17 protein-coding genes and 3 tRNA genes are annotated in these 21,153 nt (G+C 74.9%); 9 read left to right on the forward strand and 11 right to left on the reverse strand.

Annotation, left to right across the window (positions count from 1 at the left end; all coding sequences use genetic code 11):
• Positions 1 to 176 precede the first annotated feature (176 nt).
• Positions 177 to 1,199, forward strand: coding sequence for a UDP-glucose 4-epimerase GalE (gene galE / locus U5M74_RS08375; RefSeq protein WP_410907999.1), 1,023 nt, complete (start codon positions 177 to 179; stop codon positions 1,197 to 1,199).
• A 5-nt stretch (positions 1,200 to 1,204) separates the two neighbouring features.
• Here galE and U5M74_RS08380 read toward each other — a convergent pair whose 3' ends face one another.
• A complete protein-coding gene (locus tag U5M74_RS08380) occupies positions 1,205 to 1,549 on the reverse strand; it encodes a metallopeptidase family protein (RefSeq protein WP_410908287.1) in 345 nt (114 codons plus the stop codon).
• Between the two features lie 152 nt (positions 1,550 to 1,701).
• Between U5M74_RS08380 and U5M74_RS08385 the strand changes: the two genes are divergently transcribed.
• The 5 genes from U5M74_RS08385 (at position 1,702) to U5M74_RS08405 (ending at position 3,097) form a co-directional block, all read left to right on the forward strand.
• Positions 1,702 to 1,774, forward strand: a tRNA-Glu gene (locus U5M74_RS08385).
• Between the two features lie 126 nt (positions 1,775 to 1,900).
• A tRNA-Asp gene (locus tag U5M74_RS08390) sits at positions 1,901 to 1,974 on the forward strand.
• A gap of 52 nt (positions 1,975 to 2,026) precedes the next feature.
• A tRNA-Phe gene (locus tag U5M74_RS08395) sits at positions 2,027 to 2,099 on the forward strand.
• A gap of 237 nt (positions 2,100 to 2,336) precedes the next feature.
• Positions 2,337 to 2,753, forward strand: a complete 417-nt coding sequence (locus U5M74_RS08400; RefSeq protein ID WP_410908001.1) for a phage holin family protein — start codon at positions 2,337 to 2,339, stop codon at positions 2,751 to 2,753.
• Complete coding sequence (locus U5M74_RS08405; RefSeq protein ID WP_410908003.1) at positions 2,750 to 3,097, forward strand: DUF3618 domain-containing protein; 348 nt, start codon at positions 2,750 to 2,752, stop codon at positions 3,095 to 3,097. The genes U5M74_RS08400 and U5M74_RS08405 overlap by 4 nt, the downstream gene beginning before the upstream one ends.
• 141 nt (positions 3,098 to 3,238) lie before the next feature.
• Here U5M74_RS08405 and U5M74_RS08410 read toward each other — a convergent pair whose 3' ends face one another.
• On the reverse strand, positions 3,239 to 3,448 hold the full coding sequence (locus tag U5M74_RS08410; protein WP_069983647.1) for a BldC family transcriptional regulator: 210 nt from the start codon (positions 3,446 to 3,448) through the stop codon (positions 3,239 to 3,241).
• Between the two features lie 362 nt (positions 3,449 to 3,810).
• Here U5M74_RS08410 and U5M74_RS08415 point away from each other — a divergent pair, with 362 nt between their 5' ends.
• Positions 3,811 to 4,017: a DUF3073 domain-containing protein gene (locus tag U5M74_RS08415; RefSeq protein WP_410908005.1), complete on the forward strand. Its 207-nt coding sequence runs from the start codon at positions 3,811 to 3,813 to the stop codon at positions 4,015 to 4,017.
• Positions 4,018 to 4,117: 100 nt separating this feature from the next.
• Here the strand turns inward: U5M74_RS08415 and purM are convergent, their stop codons facing one another.
• The 7 genes from purM to U5M74_RS08450 form a co-directional block, all read right to left on the reverse strand.
• The gene (purM, locus tag U5M74_RS08420) at positions 4,118 to 5,227 is read right to left on the reverse strand and encodes a phosphoribosylformylglycinamidine cyclo-ligase (protein ID WP_410908007.1); all 1,110 of its coding nucleotides are present in this window, start codon (positions 5,225 to 5,227) and stop codon (positions 4,118 to 4,120) included.
• A gap of 58 nt (positions 5,228 to 5,285) precedes the next feature.
• Positions 5,286 to 6,833 (reverse strand): amidophosphoribosyltransferase, encoded by a 1,548-nt coding sequence (gene purF, locus U5M74_RS08425; protein ID WP_410908009.1) that lies wholly within the window; start codon positions 6,831 to 6,833, stop codon positions 5,286 to 5,288.
• Between the two features lie 52 nt (positions 6,834 to 6,885).
• On the reverse strand, positions 6,886 to 7,317 hold the full coding sequence (locus U5M74_RS08430) for a hypothetical protein (protein WP_410908011.1): 432 nt from the start codon (positions 7,315 to 7,317) through the stop codon (positions 6,886 to 6,888).
• A 145-nt stretch (positions 7,318 to 7,462) separates the two neighbouring features.
• On the reverse strand, positions 7,463 to 9,658 hold the full coding sequence (locus U5M74_RS08435; RefSeq protein ID WP_410908013.1) for a 5'-nucleotidase C-terminal domain-containing protein: 2,196 nt from the start codon (positions 9,656 to 9,658) through the stop codon (positions 7,463 to 7,465).
• An 80-nt stretch (positions 9,659 to 9,738) separates the two neighbouring features.
• On the reverse strand, positions 9,739 to 12,339 hold the full coding sequence (locus U5M74_RS08440; protein ID WP_410908015.1) for an ExeM/NucH family extracellular endonuclease: 2,601 nt from the start codon (positions 12,337 to 12,339) through the stop codon (positions 9,739 to 9,741).
• 204 nt (positions 12,340 to 12,543) lie between these two features.
• The gene (locus U5M74_RS08445; RefSeq protein WP_410908017.1) at positions 12,544 to 12,915 is read right to left on the reverse strand and encodes a sterol carrier family protein; all 372 of its coding nucleotides are present in this window, start codon (positions 12,913 to 12,915) and stop codon (positions 12,544 to 12,546) included.
• Positions 12,916 to 12,932: 17 nt separating this feature from the next.
• Entirely contained in the window at positions 12,933 to 14,438 is a 1,506-nt protein-coding gene (locus tag U5M74_RS08450) for an RNB domain-containing ribonuclease (RefSeq protein ID WP_410908019.1), read from the reverse strand.
• A gap of 237 nt (positions 14,439 to 14,675) precedes the next feature.
• On the opposite strand from U5M74_RS08450, the gene U5M74_RS08455 reads away from it, so the two are divergent.
• Positions 14,676 to 16,916 carry an NADP-dependent isocitrate dehydrogenase gene (locus tag U5M74_RS08455; RefSeq protein WP_410908021.1) on the forward strand — a complete coding sequence of 747 codons (2,241 nt, stop codon included), beginning with the start codon at positions 14,676 to 14,678 and terminating at the stop codon, positions 16,914 to 16,916.
• Positions 16,917 to 17,056: 140 nt separating this feature from the next.
• On the opposite strand, the gene U5M74_RS08460 is transcribed toward U5M74_RS08455, so the two are convergent.
• Positions 17,057 to 17,464 (reverse strand): hypothetical protein, encoded by a 408-nt coding sequence (locus U5M74_RS08460; protein ID WP_410908023.1) that lies wholly within the window; start codon positions 17,462 to 17,464, stop codon positions 17,057 to 17,059.
• Positions 17,465 to 17,533: 69 nt separating this feature from the next.
• Here U5M74_RS08460 and U5M74_RS08465 point away from each other — a divergent pair, with 69 nt between their 5' ends.
• Positions 17,534 to 18,598 carry an alpha/beta hydrolase family esterase gene (locus U5M74_RS08465; RefSeq protein WP_410908025.1) on the forward strand — a complete coding sequence of 355 codons (1,065 nt, stop codon included), beginning with the start codon at positions 17,534 to 17,536 and terminating at the stop codon, positions 18,596 to 18,598.
• A gap of 85 nt (positions 18,599 to 18,683) precedes the next feature.
• Here the strand turns inward: U5M74_RS08465 and purL are convergent, their stop codons facing one another.
• Entirely contained in the window at positions 18,684 to 21,032 is a 2,349-nt protein-coding gene (purL, locus tag U5M74_RS08470) for a phosphoribosylformylglycinamidine synthase subunit PurL (protein WP_410908027.1), read from the reverse strand.
• Positions 21,033 to 21,153 lie beyond the last annotated feature (121 nt).

Below are 21,153 nucleotides of genomic sequence, written 5' to 3' on the forward strand. Positions count from 1 at the left end.
GGGGGGCGGGGCCTGGGGGATGGCGCCCGCGGCGACGCCCCGGGGGGGGGGGGCGGGGGGGCGCGGGGCCGGGCCCCCGGCCGCACCCCGAGGGCCCCGCCGGCCCGTCCCGCCGTCTCCCACGACGCCGGGGCGGACCGGCGGGGCCCTCTGCCGCGTGCCTCTACGCTGTGCCCATGCGCGTTCTCGTCACCGGCGGCGCCGGGTACATCGGGTCCCACACCGTCCTCGCCCTCGCCGCGGCGGGGCACGACGTCGTCGTCGTCGACGACTTCTCCAACGCGAAGCCCGCGGCGATCACCCGGCTCGAGGAGCTCGCCGGCCGCTCGGTGCCGGTGCACGCCTTCGACCTCACCGACGCCGCCCGCACCGACGAGCTGTTCGCCACCGAGCAGCTCGACGCCGTCATCCACTTCGCCGCCTTCAAGGCCGTGGGCGAGAGCGTGCAGAAGCCGGCCGCGTACTACCGCAACAACCTCGACAGCACGCTGTCGCTGATCGAGGCCATGCAGCGGCACGGCGTCACGCGGCTCGTGTTCTCGTCGTCGGCCACCGTGTACGGCGAGCAGGCGCCGGTGCCCTACAGCGAGGACTACGGGTTCCTCTCCTCCTCGTCGCCCTACGGGCAGACCAAGGTGATGAACGAGCGCATCCTGTCCGACGTCGCCGCGGTGACCGAGGGCTGGAAGGTGGCGCTGCTGCGCTATTTCAACCCGGTGGGCGCGCACCCGTCGGGCCGCATCGGCGAGGACCCGCAGGGCGTGCCGAACAACCTCATGCCGTTCCTGGCGCAGGTCGCCGTCGGCCGCCGCGACAGGCTCACGATCTTCGGCGGCGACTACCCCACCGCGGACGGCACCTGCGAGCGCGACTACATCCACGTCGACGACCTCGCCGAGGGGCACGTGGCCGCCCTGGAGCACCTGGAGGCGATGAGCGAGCCCGTCCGCGCCTTCAACCTCGGCACGGGCACCGGCACCTCCGTGCTGCAGCTGCTGCACGCGTTCGAGCGCGCCGTGGGGCACGACCTGCCGCACGAGATCGGCCCCCGCCGCCCCGGCGACCTGCCGGCCTACTGGGCCGACCCGTCGCGCGCCCACGCCGAGCTCGGCTGGCACGCCACGCGCACCATCGACGACATGTGCGCCGACACCTGGCGGTGGCAGTCGCAGAACCCGCAGGGCTACCCGGAGGACTGAGCCGCTCAGGCCCAGCCGAGCTCGTGCAGCCGCTCGTCGTCGATGCCGAAGTGGTGGGCGATCTCGTGCACCACCGTGACCGCCACCTCCTCCACCACGTCCTCACGGGTGTCGCAGATCGCCAGGGTCGGGTTGCGAAAGACCGTGATCCGGTCGGGCAGCGCGCCGGCGGCCCACGCGAGGTCGCGCTCGGTGAGCGGGACCCCCTCGTACAGGCCCAGCAGCTCCGGGTCGTCGGCGGGCGCCTCGTCCTCGACCAGCACGACGACGTTGTCCATCCGGGCGGCCAGGTCCGGCGGGATGAGATCGAGCGCGTCCGCGACCGCGCCCTCGAAGTCCTCGCGCGACATCTCGACCGCCACGGTGCCCCTCCCTCGCGGCGCCTCGCGCGCCGCTATCGTCCTGCGTCGTCGTCCTGCGGTCGTCCCGCCGGCACCCGGGTCGCCGGGTCGCCGCCCCATCCTCGCCGATGCCGGCGCACCGGTATGCTGGCGGCCGTCCAGCCCCCATCGTCTAGCGGCCTAGGACCCCGCCCTTTCACGGCGGTAGCACGGGTTCGAATCCCGTTGGGGGTACGCCGCCGCTCTCCCCGAGAGCGGCACGCAGAACGTGTCTGACCAGGTCAGAGGCCGATTTCAGGTTTCCGGCGGGGTGGGGTACGCTTCTTCTCGGCTCGAACGGCGGGAACGCCGCGGAGTCAAGGCCCTGTAGCGCAGTTGGTTAGCGCGCCGCCCTGTCACGGCGGAGGTCGCGGGTTCAAGTCCCGTCAGGGTCGCGCACAAGGCGCCCGGTTCGTCGGAAACGACGCCCCGGGCGTTCGTGTCCGAGGCTCTGTAGCTCAGTTGGTAGAGCGCACGACTGAAAATCGTGAGGTCAGGGGATCGACGCCCCTCGGAGCCACCGGAACGAGACCCCCGGATCCACCAGGATCCGGGGGTCTCGCCGTCTCCGGGCCGGGCCGTCCGCGCCCCGCGCGCGGGCACGGAGGTGCCTGCGGGGCTGCTTGGACGGCGCGACCCCCGCCACCTGCGGCGCCGCCGTCGGGCCCCCGAATTGCCGGGACCAGCGCGTCCGAGTTGAGTGGGGCACGGAGTCCTGCGAATCTTCACCACAGGACCACCACGGATGGAGCCACGGATGACCGACTGGGACGACGGCAGCACACCGCCGAAGGCGCAGCAGCCCACGCTGGGCAAGCTCGTCGAGCAGCTCTCGGAGCAGGCCACGCGCCTCGTGCGGGCGGAGATCGCGCTCGCGAAGACGGAGATGACCGCCAAGGCCAAGCGCTTCGGGATCGGTGCGGGCCTCGTCGCCGTCGCGCTGGTGATCCTGCTCTACGCCGTCGGCGTGCTCATCTGGGCCGCCATCACCGGGCTCGCGGAGGCGTGGCCGCTGTGGCTCTCCGCCCTGGTGGTCGGCGTGGTCATGCTGCTGGTCGCGGGCCTGATGGTGCTCGTCGCGAGCCGGCTGATCAAGCGAGCCGCCACGCGGCCCGAGACGATCGACCGCGTCAAGGACGACATCGACGCGGTCAAGGAGGGGATCCACCGGTGAGCGTCGAGGACAAGCTGCCGCGCCCCGCGGCCGGCCGGGGCGGACCCGCCCCCGACGGCAAGGGGCCCACGCCGTACGAGCTGCGGTCCGAGGTCGAGCGCGCCCGCGCCGAGCTGGGTGCCACGCTCGACGCGCTGACCACCCGGCTGTCGCCCGCCTACCAGGCCGAGCGGCTGCGCGACGTCGCGCGGACGGCCGCGCAGGACGTCGGCGCCTTCTTCACGGGCAACGGCCTGCCCAGCCAGGACCGCGACCGGGCCCGCAACGCCAAGGCGCTGCTGGGCGCCGTCGCCGCGTGCGTGACCGTGGTGACCATCGCGCTGGTCCGCCGGGTGCGCCGCTGACCGCGCCCTGAGCGTCCTGCGCGGCGCACGACGTGCCGGTGCCCGGCGGCGGGGGTCCGCCGCCGGGCACCGGCACGTCGTGAGTCGACCCGCGGGTCGACCGGCAGGTCCGCGGCGGCGACGCCGGGACCCGCGGCACGCTTACTTGTCGACGCCCTCGGCGTTCTCCGACGCGGCCCCGAGCAGCGCCCGGACCTCGGACTCCTTGTAGCGGCGGTGGCCGCCGAGGGTCCGGATCGACGAGAGCTTGCCCGCCTTGGCCCATCGCGTGACCGTCTTCGGGTCGACACGGAACATGCTCGCGACCTCGGCGGGCGTGAGCAGCACCTCCGACTCTCCGTGGAGCGACATCCCGACACCTTCCCTCATCGGCGACGGCCGGCCCCGGAGGGTCCCGGGCACAGAGGCGGCCGTCGTCTCACTATTGTCGCCGCAAGGGCGATATATGCGACTTGGTGACAGGATGAAAAATGCCGAAAGAGCGCCGCTCGGAGGCTCTTGACCAGGGATTTCACCCTGTCGCGGCGTGCCGTGGGGCCCGCCCGGCGCTCACGGAGTGACACGGCGTCTCGCAACGTGACGCTGTCGACTCCGTGTGGAGTGGAGGGAAGCGCCCCGGGTCCTGTACCGTTGTGGACTGAACAGACACGCACTTACTCCGGGGCCGCACGTCTGAGCGCGTTGCCGCCCCGCTCCTACGTTGAGGGGGAGCCATGGGCCGCGGCCGACAGAAGGCAAAGCAGACCAAGGTTGCTCGCGCGCTGAAGTACTACAGCCCGGAGACGAACTACCACGCCCTCGAGCAGGAGCTCAGTGGTGGCGGCCGCCGCACCGACCTCGCCACCGAGGACCGGTTCGCCTCCGACGCGGACACCGAGTACGACAACCAGTACTCGACCTGGGCTGACGACGAGCGCTGACCCCTGAGCCGGTCGCGGCCGGTTCTCCAGAGGTGACGAGGGGCCGGACGACGCTGAGCGTCGTCCGGCCCCTCGCGCGCTCCCGGGGCACGGCCGGCCGTCAGAACCGGTAGTCCCCCACCAGGCGCACGGCCCCGCCCTCGACGCCCTTGGTCCCGGCCACGAGGTCGGCCGCGGGCGCGTCGGCGTCGAGCTCGCCGACCGCGCCGAGCACCCACGCGGGCACGCCCAGCGCCGCGAGCCGCGCGAGCGCGGCGTCGGCCCCGTCCTTGCCGACGACGGCGACCATGCCGACGCCGAGGTTCAGCGTGCCCTCGAGGTCGCGGACCGGCACCTGACCCAGCTCGCGCACGAGGCCGAACACCGGCGGCACCTGCCAGGTGTTGCGGTCCACCGTCGCCACCAGGCCGGCGGGCAGCACGCGGGCGAGGTTGGCGGCCAGGCCGCCGCCGGTGACGTGCGTGAAGGCGTGCACGTGTGCGGCGTCGTCGGCCGCGAGGGCGAGCACGTCGGAGGCGTACACGCGGGTGGGCTCGAGCAGCTCCTCCCCCACCGTGCGGCCCAGCTCCTCGACGTGGCGCTCCAGGCCCCAGCCGGCGTGCTTGAGCACGGCGCGCACCAGCGAGTAGCCGTTGGAGTGCAGGCCGCTCGAGGCCATGCCGATGAGCAGGTCGCCCGCCCGGACGCGCTCGGGGCCCAGCACCTTGTCCGCCTCGACGATGCCGGTGGCGGCGCCCGCGACGTCGTACTCGTCCGGCGCGAGCAGCCCGGGGTGCTCGGCCGTCTCGCCGCCGACCAGCGCCGTGCCGGCGACCTCGCACGCCTGCGCGATGCCGCGCACGATGTCGGCGATGCGCTCCGGGACCACCTTGCCGGTGGCGATGTAGTCGGTCATGAACAGCGGCTTGGCGCCGACCACGACGATGTCGTCCACGACCATGCCCACCAGGTCGAACCCGATGGTGTCGTGCTTGTCGAGCGCCTGGGCGATCGCCACCTTGGTGCCCACGCCGTCGGTCGACGTCGCCAGCAGCGGGGCGCGGTAGCCCTGGAACGCCGACAGGTCGTACAGCCCGGCGAACCCGCCGACCCCGCCCAGCACGGCGGGGCCGTGCGTGCGGCGCACGGCGTCCTTCATCAGCTCGACGGCCTTGTCGCCCGCCTCGGTGTCGACGCCGGCGGCGGCGTACGTCAGGCCTTCGTTCGTCACGTCGTGGTGCTCCTCGTGCAGGGGCGGGCGCCGGGCTGCGCAGCGCCGCGGGGGTGGCTCAGGGGTGCTGCAGCGACGACCCGCCGCCGGCGGCGACGGACAGGGACCGCAGGCCGTCCTCCGGCGCGCCGAGCGGCAGCTCCTCCTGCTCGAGCAGGTGCTTGCCGAGCTGGTCCTCGGGCGGCAGCTCGATGGGGTACCTGCCGGTGAAGCAGGCGGCGCACAGCTGCGACGCCGGCTGCTCCGTGGCGGCGATCATGCCGTCCAGCGAGATGTAGCCGAGCGAGTCCGCGCCCAGGGACTGGCCGATCTCCTCGACCGCGAGCCCGTTGGCGATGAGCTCGGCGCGGCTGGCGAAGTCGATGCCGTAGAAGCACGGCCACTTCACGGGCGGCGAGGAGATGCGCACGTGCACCTCGGCGGCGCCCGCCTCGCGCAGCATGCGCACCAGGGCCCGCTGGGTGTTGCCGCGCACGATCGAGTCGTCGACGACGACGAGGCGCTTGCCGCGGATGACCTCGCGCAGCGGGTTGAGCTTGAGACGGATCCCGAGCTGGCGCAGCGTGTCGGACGGCTGGATGAACGTGCGGCCCACGTACGCGTTCTTGGTCAGGCCCTGGCCGAACGGGATGCCCGACTCCTGGGCGTAGCCGACGGCCGCCGGGGTGCCCGACTCCGGCGTCGGGATGACCAGGTCCGCCTCGACGGGGTGCTCGCGGGCGAGCGCGCGGCCCATCTCGACGCGCGCGGCGTGCACGGAGCGGCCGTTGATCGAGGTGTCCGGGCGGGCCAGGTAGACGTACTCGAAGACGCAGCCGGCGCGCTGGGTCGGGGCGAACCGGTGGGAGCGCAGGCCGTCGGCGTCGATCATAATTAGCTCGCCGGGCTCGACCTCGCGGACGTACGAGGCGCCGACGATGTCGAGGGCCGGCGTCTCGGAGGCCACGACCCAGCCGCGGTCCAGGCGGCCGAGGACGAGCGGCCGCACGCCCTGCGGGTCGCGGGCGGCGTACAGGGTGCGCTCGTCCATGAAGACCAGCGAGAACGCGCCGCGCAGCCGCGGCAGCACCTCCATCGCGGTCTGCTCGAGCGTGTGGTCCGGGTCGCCCGCGAAGAGCGCCGTGACCAGCGCCGTGTCCGTGGTGTTGCCCCGCGCGAGCTCGCCGCGCCGCTGGGCGCCGTACCGCTCGGCCACGAGGTTGACCAGCTCCGCGGTGTTGGTGAGGTTGCCGTTGTGGCCGAGGGCCACGGTGCCGGACGCCGTGGCGCCGAGCGTCGGCTGGGCGTTCTCCCACGTGACGCCGCCCGTGGTGGAGTAGCGGCAGTGGCCGACGGCGATGTGGCCCTGGAGGGCGTTGAGCGCCGTCTCGTCGAAGACCTGCGAGACCAGGCCCATGTCCTTGTAGACGAGGATCTGCTCGCCGTTGCTGGTCGCGATGCCCGCGGACTCCTGCCCGCGGTGCTGGAGCGCGTACAGACCGAAGTAGGCGAGCTTGGCGACCTCCTCGCCGGGAGCCCAGACGCCGAAGACGCCACAGGCGTCCTGCGGCCCCTTCTCGCCGGGCATCAGGTCGTGGTTGAGACGGCCGTCAGGGCGCAGAGGCATGGCTCGAGTATTTCACAGCGGCCCGGGGCCGCCGCCCGGCGTCCGCGACGGCTCAGCGCCGGCGCACGCTGCGCCGGTCGAGCAGCACCGCGACCAGCCCGGCAAGCAGCACGGTGACCGTCGTGGTGGCCAGCATGATCACCGTGACGTAGACGCCCGGCTTCTGCAGCGGCCCACCGATGTCGGCCGGGTCCGTGCTGGCCACCAGGTAGAGGCCGAACGCGCCGCCGAGCACGATGCCGAGGAGGGCACCCAGCCAGAAGAACGCCCGGTACCGGGGGGCGCGACGCACCGTCGTCGGGTCGACGACGGTGCTGACGTCGGCGTCGGCCTGCGCGCCGGCCTCGGGGCCCGCCTCCGTCGTCCCGGGCGGCGGGGGGCTGTCCGGGGTGGTCCCCGCGCCGGTCTCGCGACCGTCCTGCGGGACGTCGGGCCGGCCGGTCTGCGGGCGCGGGGCGCCCGGCTCGTCCGCGGTGGTGCTCACCCGCCCAGCCTATCGGCGCCCCGGGCGCCCCCGGACCCCCCTCTGGGAGGACCGGGACGACGGAGGACGACGGGCGCCGACGCCGCGGACGGGCACGGGGTCCCGGGCCGCGCGGCCCGGGACCCCGTTGCGGGCTGACGACGCGTCAGCGCGTCGTCAGCCCGCCCTGCACCTCGAACCACGGGCCGTTCTTGTTCTTGCCCGGGGCGAGCCCCCGGACGCGGCCGTCGGCCTCGTAGACCTTGCCCTGGTACGCGACACGGTCGCCCGCGCCGTACACCGTGGTGCGGGACCACTCGGGGTACACCGGGGCGGCGGCCTCCACCGTGACCGGCAGGCTGGCCACCGTGCCCGACGGCGCGACGCTCACGCGCAACGTGTAGTCACCCGCGGCCGTGTCGGCCGGGACGACGGCGGCGATCTCGGCGGTGCCGCCGGAGACCGCGGCCTCGCCGAGGCCGACGCCCTCGGCGTCGGGCTGCCCGGCCGGGACCAGCGTGAGCGTGGCCGAGGTGTTCTGCGGCGCGCCGAGCGACGTGAGGTCGAGCCCGCGCAGGGTGGCCGAGAGCTTCTCGCCCGCGGTCACGGTGTCGGGCAGCGCGTCGGCGACCGTGCGGGACCGGGCGAAGGACGGGGTGAGCGGCTGGTTGGCGCCGAGGTAGTCGATCCACGCGTCGCGGTCGACCAGGCCGGAGTCGCGCACGTCCGTCGCCTGCGTGAAGGCGCGGAAGTTGTCGCCGCCCGTGCCGAGGAAGCTGAACGTCGCCACGCGGAACGTGTCGTCCGGCCGGACGGGCTCGCCGTCGACGTACACCGCGAGGACGTTGTCCCCGGGCGTCGCGGCCGGGTCGGCCCTGCGGGCCACCCAGGTGACGTTGTCGGACAGGCCGAGCGCCAGGTACGGCCGCGACGGGCGGTTGCCGTTCGCGTCCGTCTGCCACTGCTGCTCGAGGACCTCCTCGAGCTGGGCGCCGGTGAGGGTCAGCGACCAGAGGTTGTTGACGAACGGCAGCACGGCGTTCGCCTCGGCGTAGGTGATGACGCCGTCCTCGCCGCGCAGCAGCTCGGCGCGCAGGCCGCCGGGGTTGACGATGCCGATCTCCGCGGCGCCGCGCTCCGGCGCGGCGAGCGAGTCGCGCAGCGCGTTGCCGACGAGGTTGCCGAGCGCGGACTCCGCGGCGCGGTCGTCGCGCGTGCCGCCGACGTACCTGCCGTCGACGTAGGAGCCGCCGGCGAAGGCGGTCGTGATGTCGGCGGTGACCGAGGAGCGCGGCTGGTTGCCCACGACCTTGGCCTCCGCCACCGCGGCGTCCACGATCCGCTTCGCCTCGGCGACGGCCGGGTAGGCCGCCACGAGGTCTGCCGCGGTGCGCGTGGTGCGCGCGACGTTCTGCGCCGAGGCGGTCAGCACCTCGCCGGTGGCCGGGTCGACCGAGAGCGAGACGAGGCCGACGCGCTCGCCGTAGCTGCCGGTCTGGATCACGGGGCGGGTCTTGCCGGTGTCACCGACCGGGGCGTCCCACGCGTACTGCTTGTGGGTGTGCCCGGTGAGGATCGCGGCGATGCGCGGGTCGGAGTCGGTGACGACGTCGGCGAACACGCCGCCGGCGGCCACCTCCTCCTCGAGGGTGGAGCCGTCGGGCGTGCCGGCGCCCGCGCCGTCGTGCACCAGCGCGACGACGACGTCCGCCTCGCCGTTGGCCGCCTCGCCGTCCTTGAGCTCGTCGGTCACGCGGTTCAGCGCCTCGACCGGGTCGCCGAAGTCGAGGTCCGCCACGCCGGCCGGCGAGACGAGCGTCGGCGTCTCCTGCGTGACGACGCCGACGAAGGCGACGTCGACGCCCTGGACCGGCACGACGGCGTACTCGGGCAGGGCCGGGGTGGTGGTGCCCTTGGCGTAGACGTTGGCGCCGAGGTAGTCCCAGTCGGCGGCGTCGGCCACCCGGCCGGTCAGGTCGGCGAAGCCCTGGTCGAACTCGTGGTTGCCGACCGCGGAGACCTGCAGGTCCAGCGCGTCGAGCAGGTCGATCGTCGGCCGGTCGCCGGCCACCGAGGAGGCGAACAGCGAGGCGCCGATGTTGTCGCCGACGGAAGCGAAGATCGTGCCCTCGGGGTTGCGGCTCTTGAGCTCCTCGACCGTGCCGGCGAGCTGCACGGCGGTGTCGGGGGCGGCCATGTCGATGCGGCCGTGGAAGTCGTTGATGTCGACGATGTCGATCCGGACGGGGTCCGCTGCCGCGGCCGGGCCTGCCAGCGACACCGTCACGGGCACGGCCAGCGACACGGACAGGGCGGCGGCCGCGGCCGCGCTGCCCCGGCGCCGGAGGGTTCGGTCGTTCACGGTGAGTTCTCCTCGGGAGGGGTTCGGTGCTGCGGGACGGGGGCGCTCGGCCCGGCGGGCGGAGCGGTCGGGGCGGGCGGTCACCGGGTGCCCCGGCCGGACGGCGCGCCCTTGCCGCTGCCGAGGCCGACGACGACGGGGTCGTGGTCGCTCGAGCGGTACGGGTCCGCCGCGTAGAACGTCGTGCCGTGGTAGTTGAACCGGCTGTACTCGAGGGCGACGGACTCCTCGGCGTTGATCTCCCACACGTCGGCGCCGGTGGCCCGCGCGAGCGCGGGACCGTTCAGCAGCACGTGGTCGAGCGAGCCGGACAGGCCGTCGAACGAGTAGGAGTGCTGGCCCTCGGCCAGGTGCGACGCGGCGTCGGTGTACCCGGCGTCGTAGAGCACCTGCAGCGGGTCCTCCTGCGTGTAGGAGTTGAAGTCGCCCACCAGCGCGACGGCCTGGCCGGCGCCGGCGATCTCGCCGACCCAGTCGCGCAGCGCCGTGGCCTGCCGCACCCGGGACTCGTTCGCGGCGCCCTGGCCGTCGCCGGCGTCGGCGTCGCCCGGCCACGGGCCCGCCGAGCCCTTCGACTTGAAGTGGTTGACCACGACCAGGAACGGCTTGCCGCCGCCCACCGGCACGAACTTCTGCGCGACCGGCTCGCGGGCGTTGTCGAACGCCCCGCCGGCGGCCGACTCGGTGCCGAGCGCCAGCGACTCCCCGGCGCGGCGCACCTCGGCCGGCTTGTAGATGATCGCGTTGGCGATGACGTCCATCTCGGTGACGTCCGGCAGCTGCTCCGACGACGGGACGTAGTCCCAGACGTCCGCGCCCGCGGCGGCGTTGAGCGCCTCCACCAGGGTGGCGGTCGCCTCGTCGGCCACGCCGTCCACCACCAGCGAGTTCTCGATCTCCAGCAGGCCGACCACGTCGGCGTCGAGCGCGTTGATCGCCGCGACGATCTTGGCCTGCTGGCGCTCCAGGTCCTCGGCCTCGAACGCGCCGCGGGGGCCGTTGCCCGGGCAGCTGCGGGTGGTGACCGGGTCGCCCGTGCGGTCGGAGTACGCGGTGCACCCGGCGACGTCGGCGCCGACCGTGGTGAAGTAGTTGAGCACGTTGAAGGTGGCGACCTGGACGTCGCCGCCCACGTCCTCCGGCCGGTCGGTGCGCGTGTCGGCGAAGGTCACCGGGTCGTCCTCGCCGGCCACCAGCGGGCGGGTGGGGTTGAGCTTCCACGCGCTGTTCCGGTAGTCGACGACCACCGGCTCGGTGAGGTCGGCGGCGGCGCCCACGCGCACGGGCTCGTCGAGCGAGACGTACGGCGGGGTCAGTCCCTGGTTCGCGCTGCTGAGGAAGTTCGTCGAGGCGCCGTCGTCGAGCACCACGGCCCGCGCGGCGTTCTCGGCCTCGACCGCGGCGGCCTCGGCGGTGCCGGGGCGCGCGACGTCGGTCGGCTGCAGCAGCGGGCCGTCGCCGGCCGCGAGGCCGACCTCGCCGTACTGGTTGGTCGAGTGGGTGTCGGTGACCGTGAAGGCACCGGGCGCGTAGAGCATCGACTCCAGCGCCTCGCGCTCGGCGTCGGTCCCGGGCCAGGCGACGACGGCCGGCTCGACGGGCGCGGCGTCGGGCAGCACGACGAGGTCGGTGGCGGCCCGGACGGTGACCTCGGTGAGGCCCTGGTACTCCGTGACCTCGCCGGTCACCTGCACGGTGTCGCCGACGGCGACGAGGTGGTCGGTCGCCGCGGAGTAGACGAACACGGCGTCCGAGGCGGTGTGGGCGGCGAGGTCGAGGGCGCCGCCGGTCCCCGGCGTCTGGATGGTGTACCCGTCGAGCCCGCCGGTCGGGTACGCGGCGGTGACGACGCCGACCGTGGTGACGGTCCGGCCCGCGAGCGGGGAGGCGGCACCCGTGCCCTGGATCTCGGCGATCGGCACGACCGGGACCGGCGTGCCGGGGTCGGTCGGCCCGGGCGTGGGCTCGGGGGTGGGCTCGGGGGTGGGCTCGGGGGTGGGCTCGGGGGTGGGCTCGGGCGTCGGCCCGGCGCCGCTGCCCGCGGGCGTCGGGGCGCCGGTGCGGAAGTCGGCGGCGTTGTCGGCCGTGTTCGCGTGCTCCACACGGGCCACCGACGTGGCGTTGCTCGTGCCCGGCGCCGGGGCCGACCCGGCGAACGCGGAGGCGCCGCCCCAGCCGACGAGGTCGACGACCTGCGGCAGCTGCGCGCAGGCCGCGGCGGCGCAGTCGAGCCGCGCGGTGTCGCGGACCAGCGCGACCTTGCCGGCGCTGCCCGACAGGGCGATCGTGCCCGTGACGTCCGGCGCCGGCAGGTCCGGCAGGTCGCGGTCGGTGCCGAAGCCCTGGCCGACCAGGAAGGACCCGTGCGCAGGGATGGTGCCGGTCAGCGCCGTCTGCGCGCCGTTGGCCCAGGAGCCGGTGGCCGAGGCGTACTGCACGGTCCAGCCGTCGAGGCTGACCGGCTCGTCCGTGGGGTTCCACAGCTCGACGAAGTCCTGGTCGAACGCGCCGCCGCTGTTGCCGCCGCCGCCGTACACCTCGTCGATGACGACGGGCGCGGCGGGCGAGACGGCGGCCGACGCGGGCGCGGCGAGCGCTGCCGTCGTCGGCAGCACGAGCGCCGCCGCGAGCGCCGTGGCGACCGCTCCTGCGCGGCCGTGGGGGGAAGCTGTCGTGGTCACGCTGGCTCCTGCTTGTCGGAGTGGGCCGTCGGTGCGAGGCGCCGTCATCCGACCAGCACCCGGTGAACCGGGCACGAACGCGCGGAGACGGGACGACGACGGCCCGGCAAAGGTGGCTCGGACGTTAGCGGATGCCGGTGACAGGCATGTTTCGTCGCCCGGGGCGCCCGGGGCGCCCCGGGGCGCTCCAGGGCTCCGGCGCGCTCAGCGCTCCCGCGCCGCCTGCAGCGGCAGGAGGGCGGACAGGTCGGCCCGCTCCCCCGAGGCGTTCACGCGCCCGGCGGCGACGGCGTCGGCCCAGGAGCGGCGGCCCGTGGCGAGGGCGAGCCACGTCTCGACGTCCGTCTCCACCACGTTCGGGGGCGTGCCGCGGGTGTGCCGCGGCCCGGCGACGGCCTGCACCGCCCCGGCCGGCGGGACGCGCACCTCGACGGCGTTGCCGGGCGCGACGTCGGCCAGCTCCTCGAGGGTGAAGCGGACGGCGGTGGTCACGTCGGCGCGCGAGGCGCCGCCGGCGAGCCAGGCGGCGACGGCGGCGCGGCCGGCGACGGGGTCGGTGCGGCGGCGGGGAGGCATGGGAGGAACGGTAGACGTCAGGGCAGCGTGAACCGCACCGTCCGGGCGGGCACCGAGGCCTCGGCGAGCGTCACCTTGGCGCGCTCGCCCAGGGGCAGCGACGCGCCGTCGACCCGGGCGCGGACCGCCGGGTCGCGCAGCACCACCTGGCCGCGGTCGGCGCCGTCGCGCTCGTCGACGTCGACCACCACGGCGTCGAACCGCTGCCCCACGCGGCCGCCGAGCAGCGCCGCCTCGACGACGTCCACGCAGGCGCGCTCGAACGCCGACGCCGTGCGGCCCGCGGCCGCCATCGTGGCCGGCAGGCCGGGCAGCGCCTCGAGCACCCAGCCGGGCACCTCGCGGCCGGCCGCGTGGGCCAGGCAGATCTCGGTGGCGTACCGGTCCACGAGGCGGCGCAGCGGCGCCGTGACGTGCGCGTACTCCGCGGCGATGGCGGCGTGGCGGGCGTCGGTGGGCAGGGCGACGACCTTGCCGCCCTCCGCGCCGTCGGCCGGCACCCCGAACGCGAGGTAGCCGGCGCCGCGGAACAGGCTCGTGGCCTCGTTGAGGAACGCCGCGTGCGCCGGGCGCCGCGACTCCAGGCGCGGCAGCAGGTCGGGGTACTCGACGTGCTCGGGCCAGTCGATGCCGAGCGCCGCGGCGGTGCGCCGCAGGCGCGCGACGTCGCGCGGGTCCGCCGCGGGCAGCGTGCGGAGGATGCCGACGCCGGCCTCGCGCATCATGCGGGCGGCGACGATGCCGGTGAGCAGCGAGATCTGGGCGTTCCAGCCCTCGACCGGCAGCGTGCGGCGGAACTCCAGCCCGAACGAGCCGTCGGCCCGCGGGACCACCTCCTGCTCCGGCACGTCGAGCGAGACGCCGCCGCGGGCCCGCTCGCGCTCCTGGCGCAGCCGGCCGACGTCGGCGAGCAGCTGCAGCGGCTCGGGCGCGGTGCCGTCGTCGAGCGCCGACTGCGCCTCGCCGTACGTGAGCCGCTGGCGCGAGCGCACGACCGCGCGCACCACCGAGGCGGAGGTGATCTCGCCGTGGGAGTCGAGGCCGATCGTCCACAGGACGGCCGGGCGGTCCTGGCCGGGCAGGAGGCTCGCCGCGCCCTCGCTCAGCGCCGGCGGGTGCAGCGGCGTGCGGGTGTCCGGCCCGTAGACCGTCGCGCCGCGCCGGTGCACCTCCCGGTCGACGGCGCCGCCCGGCGCCACGAACGTCGCGAGGTCGGCGATGGCGTAGCGCACCACGTACCCGTCGCCGGACGAGGCGACGTGCACCGCCTGGTCGAGGTCGAGGGAGCCCGGCGGGTCGATCGTCACCAGCTCGACGTCCCGGTGGTCCTGCCGCCCGTCCGCGGCGTCCCGCCGGGTGTCCCACGCGCCGCCCGGCGCCAGCTCCTGCGCCGCGGCGCGCGCCTCGTCGAGCACGTCGGGCGGGAACATCGGGGGCAGGCGCAGCTCGGCGCGCAGCGCTGCGAGGGCGGCCCGCACCTCGTCCGTCACGGGGGGTGCGATCCGCAGGTTGCGTAGAGGCACGTCGCCGACACTAGCGGCCGTCGGTCCTGGTAGCGCGGCGTGACACCACGCGTGCGACACCCTCCACGGGGCCTCCACGAGCGGCCCCGCCCGTCGCGGCCGGCGGGGCCGCGCGACGGCGCGGCGGGCGCCCGTCGCTCCGGTTCCCGGCGACCGGAGGGGTCCGATATCTTGACGTCGAGCGAAATCCGCACGGCTGCCACCGCAGCACCCACGTCCCAGGGAGCACCGCCGCCCATGGCTTCGTCCGTCAAGACCAGCAAGTCCACGATCATCTACACGCACACCGACGAGGCGCCGCTGCTGGCGACGTACTCGTTCCTGCCGATCGTCCAGGCGTACGCCGGCCAGGCGGGCGTCGAGGTCGAGACCCGGGACATCTCGCTGTCCGGCCGCATCCTGGCGCAGTTCCCCGACGTCCTGCCCGAGGAGCAGCGGGTCGACGACGCCCTCGCGGAGCTGGGCCGCCTGGCCACGACGCCCGAGGCCAACATCATCAAGCTGCCGAACATCTCGGCGTCGGTGCCGCAGCTCAAGGCCGCGATCGCGGAGCTGCAGGCGCAGGGCTACGCGATCCCGGACTACCCGGAGGACCCGCAGACCGACGCCGAGCGCGACGTGCGCGCCCGCTACGACCGGGTCAAGGGCTCGGCCGTGAACCCCGTGCTGCGCGAGGGCAACTCCGACCGCCGCGCGCCCGCGTCGGTCAAGGCGTACGCCAAGGCCCACCCGCACCGCATGGGCGCCTGGTCGCCGGAGTCGCGGACGACCGTGGCGCACATGGAGTCCGGCGACTTCCGCTCCAACGAGAAGTCCGTCGTCATGCCCGCCGCGGACACGCTGACCATCCGCCTCGTCGCGGCCGACGGCACCACCACGGTGCTCAAGGACGGCCTGGACGTCGAGGCCGGCGAGGTCGTCGACGGCACGTTCATGTCGGTCCGCGCGCTGCGCACCTTCCTCGCCGAGCAGGTCGCCCGCGCCAAGGCCGAGGACGTGCTGTTCTCCGCCCACCTCAAGGCCACGATGATGAAGGTCTCCGACCCGATCATCTTCGGCCACGTGGTCCAGGCCTACTTCCCCGACCTGTTCGCGAAGCACGGCGACGCGCTGCGCGCCGCGGGCGTCTCGCCCAACGACGGCCTCGGCGCCCTGCTGGCCAAGGTCGACGAGCTGCCCGACGGCGCCGCGATCAAGGCCGCCGTCGAGCAGGGCCTGGCCGAGGGCCCGGCCCTGGCGATGGTGAACTCGGACAAGGGCATCACCAACCTGCACGTGCCCTCCGACGTCATCATCGACGCCTCGATGCCGGCGATGATCCGCGCCGGCGGCAAGATGTGGGGCCCGGACGGCGCCGAGCACGACACGCTCGCCGTCATCCCCGACTCCTCGTACGCCGGCGTCTACCAGGCCGCGATCGACGACTGCCGCGAGAACGGCGCCCTCGACCCGGCCACCATCGGCTCCGTGCCGAACGTCGGCCTCATGGCCAAGAAGGCCGAGGAGTACGGCTCGCACGACAAGACGTTCGAGATCCCGGCCGACGGCACGGTCGAGCTCGTCACCGCGGCCGGCGACGTGATCATGAGCCACGAGGTCGAGGCCGGCGACATCTGGCGCGCCTGCCAGACGAAGGACGCCCCGGTCCGGGACTGGATCAAGCTGGCCGTCACCCGCGCCCGCGCCACCGGCGCCCCGGCCGTGTTCTGGCTCGACGCCGAGCGCGCCCACGACGCCAACCTCATCAACAAGGTCGAGCAGTACCTGCCGGAGCACGACACCGAGGGCCTCGAGATCCTCGTCATGGCGCCGGCCGAGGCGTGCGCGTACTCCTTCGCCCGCATGCGCGAGGGCCTGGACACCATCTCGGTGACGGGCAACGTGCTGCGCGACTACAACACCGACCTGTTCCCCATCCTCGAGCTCGGCACGTCGGCCAAGATGCTGTCGGTCGTGCCGCTGATGAACGGCGGCGGCCTGTTCGAGACCGGTGCCGGCGGCTCGGCCCCGAAGCACGTCCAGCAGCTGGTCGAGGAGAACTACCTGCGCTGGGACTCGCTCGGGGAGTTCTTCGCGCTGGCCGCCTCGTTCGAGCACCTCGCCACCGTGACCGGCAACTCCCGCGCGCAGGTGCTGGCCGACACGCTCGACCGCGCCACGGGCACGTTCCTCAACGAGGACAGGTCGCCGACCCGCCGCCTGGGCGGCATCGACAACCGCGGCTCGCACTTCTACCTCGCCCTGTACTGGGCGCAGGAGCTGGCCGCGCAGTCCGACGACGCCGAGCTCGCCACGACGTTCGCCCCGCTGGCCGAGAAGCTCGCGGCCGACGAGCAGCGGATCGTCGACGAGCTCGCCGCGGTCCAGGGCCACCCCGCCGACATCGGCGGCTACTACCGCCCGGACGACGCGAAGGCCTCGGCCGTGATGCGCCCGTCCACGACGCTGAACGAGGCGCTCGCCTCGCTCGGCGCCTGACGGCGCCCGAGCGCCGGAGAGCATGACGCCCGAGGGCGGTCCCGCTGCGGCGGGGCCGCCCTCGGGCGTCTCGCCGTCGTGCGCCCGTCGCGCACCCCACGTGCGCGCGTCGCGTGCCGGTCGGGGCGCCGGCCCCGCCCTCACCACGACCAGCCGCGCTCCGCCAGCTCCAGCTCGAGGCGCAGGCGCTCCGCCGCGGCGGCGTGCTCGCCGGCGCGCAGCGGGCGGTCGTCGACCGGGACGCCGGCGAGCCGGCCCGCCTCGCGCAGGAGCGCGTCGTAGGCGCCCTGCGTCGCCAGCCAGTGGTGGGCCCGGGCGTAGACCTGCGGGTCCTGCTCGACGTCGCGCAGCTGGTGCGCCAGCTCACCGAGGCGGACCTGCAGGCGGAGCGTGGCCAGCGGGTCGGGGCCGGGGATGCGGCGGTGCCGACGTCGCACCCGCCGCGGGCGGCGGGGACCGCGCCGCCGGTGCAGCGGCCACAGCGGCGCCCGGGCGGCCACCGCGGTGAGCGCGGCGACCGTCGTCGAGCCGAGGGCCGTGCGCCACATCGCGGGACTCCAAGGACGGGTCGTCTCCACTCTATGGAGCGCGCGGCGCGCATGCGCGAGGATCGGGACATGCCGGTCGCTCGCCGTCCGCACGCCGCCGTCACCGCCGCCGTCACCGCCGCCGGCCCCGCCGCCGGCCCCGCGGTCCTCGTCGCGGTGCTCACCGCGGTCCTCGGCGTGCTGCTGCTCGCCGCGTGCACGCCGGACGACCCGCCGCCCCCCGACGACGCGCCCGGGCCGAGCGTCGCCGGACCCTCCGCGGGGCCCTCCGCGGGGCCGAGCACCGCTCCCGCGCCGCCGGCCGGCGCGGTGCCGCCGCCGGCGATCGCCCCCGGCACGGAGGGCACCGTCGACGTCGGCGAGCGTCCTGTACGCCTGGTGGTGCCGTCGTCGTACGACCCGGCCGACCCCGCCCCGCTCGTGCTGCTGCTGCACGGGTTCGGCTCCACCGCCGACGAGGTCGACGCCGTGCTCGGGCTGCGCGCCGAGGCCGAGCGTCGCGGCCTGCTGTACGTGCTCGCCGAGGGCACGCCCGATGGCGGCGGGCGGCTGTTCTGGGACGCCACCGAGGCGTGCTGCAACTTCTTCGGCCCGGAAGTCGACGACGCCGGCCACCTCGCGGACGTGCTGCGCACCGTGGCCGCCGGGTACGCCGTGGACCCGGACGGCGTGGTGGTCGCCGGCCACTCCAACGGCGGCTTCATGGCCTACCGGATGGCGTGCGAGCACGCCGACCTGGTCAGCGCGGTGGTCTCCCTGGCCGGCGCCATGCCGGCCTCGGCCGACGCCTGCGCGCCGGCGCGGCCGGTGAGCGTGCTGCAGGTGCACGGCACGGCCGACTCCACCATCCGGTACGAGGGCGGCAGCAACGGCCCGTTCCCGTACCCGTCCGCGCGGGACTCGGTCGGGGCCTGGGCGCGGCTCGACGGGTGCGACGCCGAGCCCGCCACGACGCCGCGCGCGCTCGACGTCGAGGAGTCGCAGCCCGGCGCCGAGACGTCGGTGACCACCTACGGCGGCTGCGACGACGGCACGAGCGTCACGCTGTGGAGCGTCGAGGGCGCCGAGCACGTGCCGGACCTCGCGCCCGGGTTCGCCGGGGCGGTGCTCGACGAGGCGCTCGGCGCCGGCTGACGGCGCGCGCCGAGGCCCCGGCGGCACCCGGAGACGGCCGTGGGCGGGCCCGGGCGGTCGCCCGGGCCCGCCCACGGCGGCGGCGTCAGCCGAAGATGCGGGGCAGCGTGCCCTCGAACGCCTCGCGGGCCTCGGCCAGCGAGATCTCGAGCGCGCCGCCGTCGATCGGCCCCTCGACGACGACGGCGTCCCCGCCGGTCTCGCCGAGGCGGGCGACCGACACGCCCGCGGCCTGCGCCGCGGCGACGAGCTCGGCCTCGCGGGCCGGGTCCACCGCGACGAGCGCGCGGGCCGTGCTCTCGCTGAACAGCGCGGCGAACGGGGTGACGCCGTCGCGCTCCGTGACCGGCGCGACCGTGACCCGCGCCCCGACGCCGAAGCGCAGCGACGCCTCGAGCAGGGCCTGGGCGAGGCCGCCCTCGGACAGGTCGTGGGCGGCGACGGCCAGGCCGGCCTTGCGGGCGCCGACGAGCACCTCGGCCAGGGCCCGCTCCGCGGCCAGGTCGACGCGCGGCGGCACGCCGCCTAGGTGGCGGTGCTCGACCTCGGCCCAGGCCGAGCCGTCGAGCTCGTCGGCGGTGGTGCCGAGCAGCAGCAGGCTCAGCCCGGCGGCGCGCCAGCCGGACGGCACGGCGGTGCGCACGTCGTCGAGCACGCCGAGCACGCCGACCACCGGGGTCGGGTGGATCGCGGAGTCGACGCGGCCGGGCTCGCCGGTCTCGTTGTACAGCGACACGTTGCCGCCGGTCACCGGCACGCCGAGCTCCTGGCACGCGTCGGCCAGGCCCTCGATCGCCTCGACGAGCTGCCACATCGAGTCGCTGTTCTCCGGCGAGCCGAAGTTGAGGCAGTCCGTGACGGCCATGGGCTCGGCGCCCGCGGTGGCCACGTTGCGGTAGGCCTCGGCGAGCGCGAGCGCCGCGCCGGCGCGCGGGTCGAGCTTGGCGTAGCGGCCGTTGGCGTCGGTGGCCAGGGCCACGCCGCGGTGCGTGAACTCGTCCACGCGCACCACGCCGCCGTCGTCCGGCTGGGCCAGGGCGGTGTTGCCCTGCACGAAGCGGTCGTACTGGTCGGTCACCCACGCCTTGGAGGCGAGGTTCGGCGCGGCGAGCAGGCGCAGCGCGGTGGCGCGCAGCTCGTCGGCCGTGCCCGGGCGGGCCAGGCCGGCGGCGGCGGTGGTGTCGGACACGAGGGCGTCCTGCCAGGCGGGGCGGGCGTACGGGCGCTCGTAGACCGGGCCCTCGTGCGCCACGGTCTTGGGGTCGACGTCGACGATGCGCTGGCCGTGGTGGTCGATCGTCAGGCGGCCGGAGGCGTTGACCTCGCCGATCACCGACGTCTCGACGTCCCACCTCTTCGTGATGGCGAGGAACTCGTCCAGCTTCTCCGGCCGGACGACCGCCATCATGCGCTCCTGCGACTCCGACATGAGGATCTCGCCGGCGTTGAGCGTGGGGTCGCGCAGCAGCACCGAGTCGAGGTCGACGTGCATGCCGCCCTCGCCGTTGGAGGCCAGCTCGGAGGTGGCGCAGGAGATGCCGGCGGCGCCGAGGTCCTGGATGCCCTCGACGACCTTCGCCTGGAACAGCTCCAGGCAGCACTCGATGAGCACCTTCTCCATGAACGGGTCGCCCACCTGCACGCTGGGGCGCTTGGCCGGCACGCCGTCCTCGAACGTCTCCGAGGCGAGGATGGAGGCGCCGCCGATGCCGTCGCCGCCCGTGCGGGCGCCGAAGAGGATGACCTTGTTGCCCACGCCCGAGGCGTTGGCCAGGTGGATGTCCTCGTGCCGCAGCACGCCCACGCACAGGGCGTTGACCAGCGGGTTGCCCTGGTAGGAGGCGTCGAACACGAGCTCGCCGCCGATGTTCGGCAGGCCGAGGGAGTTGCCGTAGCCGCCGACGCCGGAGACCACGCCGTGCACCACGCGGGCGGTGTCGGGGTGCTCGACGTCGCCGAAGCGGAGCTGGTCCATCACGGCCACGGGCCGCGCGCCCATCGAGATGATGTCGCGCACGATGCCGCCGACGCCGGTGGCCGCGCCCTGGTACGGCTCGACGAACGACGGGTGGTTGTGCGACTCGACCTTGAAGGTCACCGCCCAGCCGTCGCCGATGTCGACGACGCCGGCGTTCTCGCCGATGCCGACGAGCAGGTGCTCCTTCATCTCGTCGGTGACGCGCTCGCCGAACTTGCGCAGGTGCACCTTGGAGGACTTGTACGAGCAGTGCTCGGACCACATGACCGAGTACATGGCCAGCTCCGCGGCGGTGGGCCGGCGGCCCAGGATGTCGCGGATGCGCTGGTACTCGTCGGCCTTGAGGCCGAGGTCCGCGTACGGCTGCACCTCGTCGGGGGTCTCGGCAGCGTGCTCGACGGTGTCGAGCACCGGGCGCTGGTAGGTGGCGGCGGACGACTCGGCAGGAGCGGTCATCAAGGTCCCTCGGTTCGCGCGGTGCCCCGACCGGGTGATCACCGCCCGCGCCGGGTGTCGCGGGAGCGACGGCGGGCGCGGGCCGGCATCCGGCATCGGTCGGAGCCGGGGTTCGTCGGCC

It is taken from the genome of Puerhibacterium sp. TATVAM-FAB25 (assembly GCF_046535855.1).
GTDB lineage: Bacteria > Actinomycetota > Actinomycetes > Actinomycetales > Cellulomonadaceae > Puerhibacterium > Puerhibacterium variabilis_A.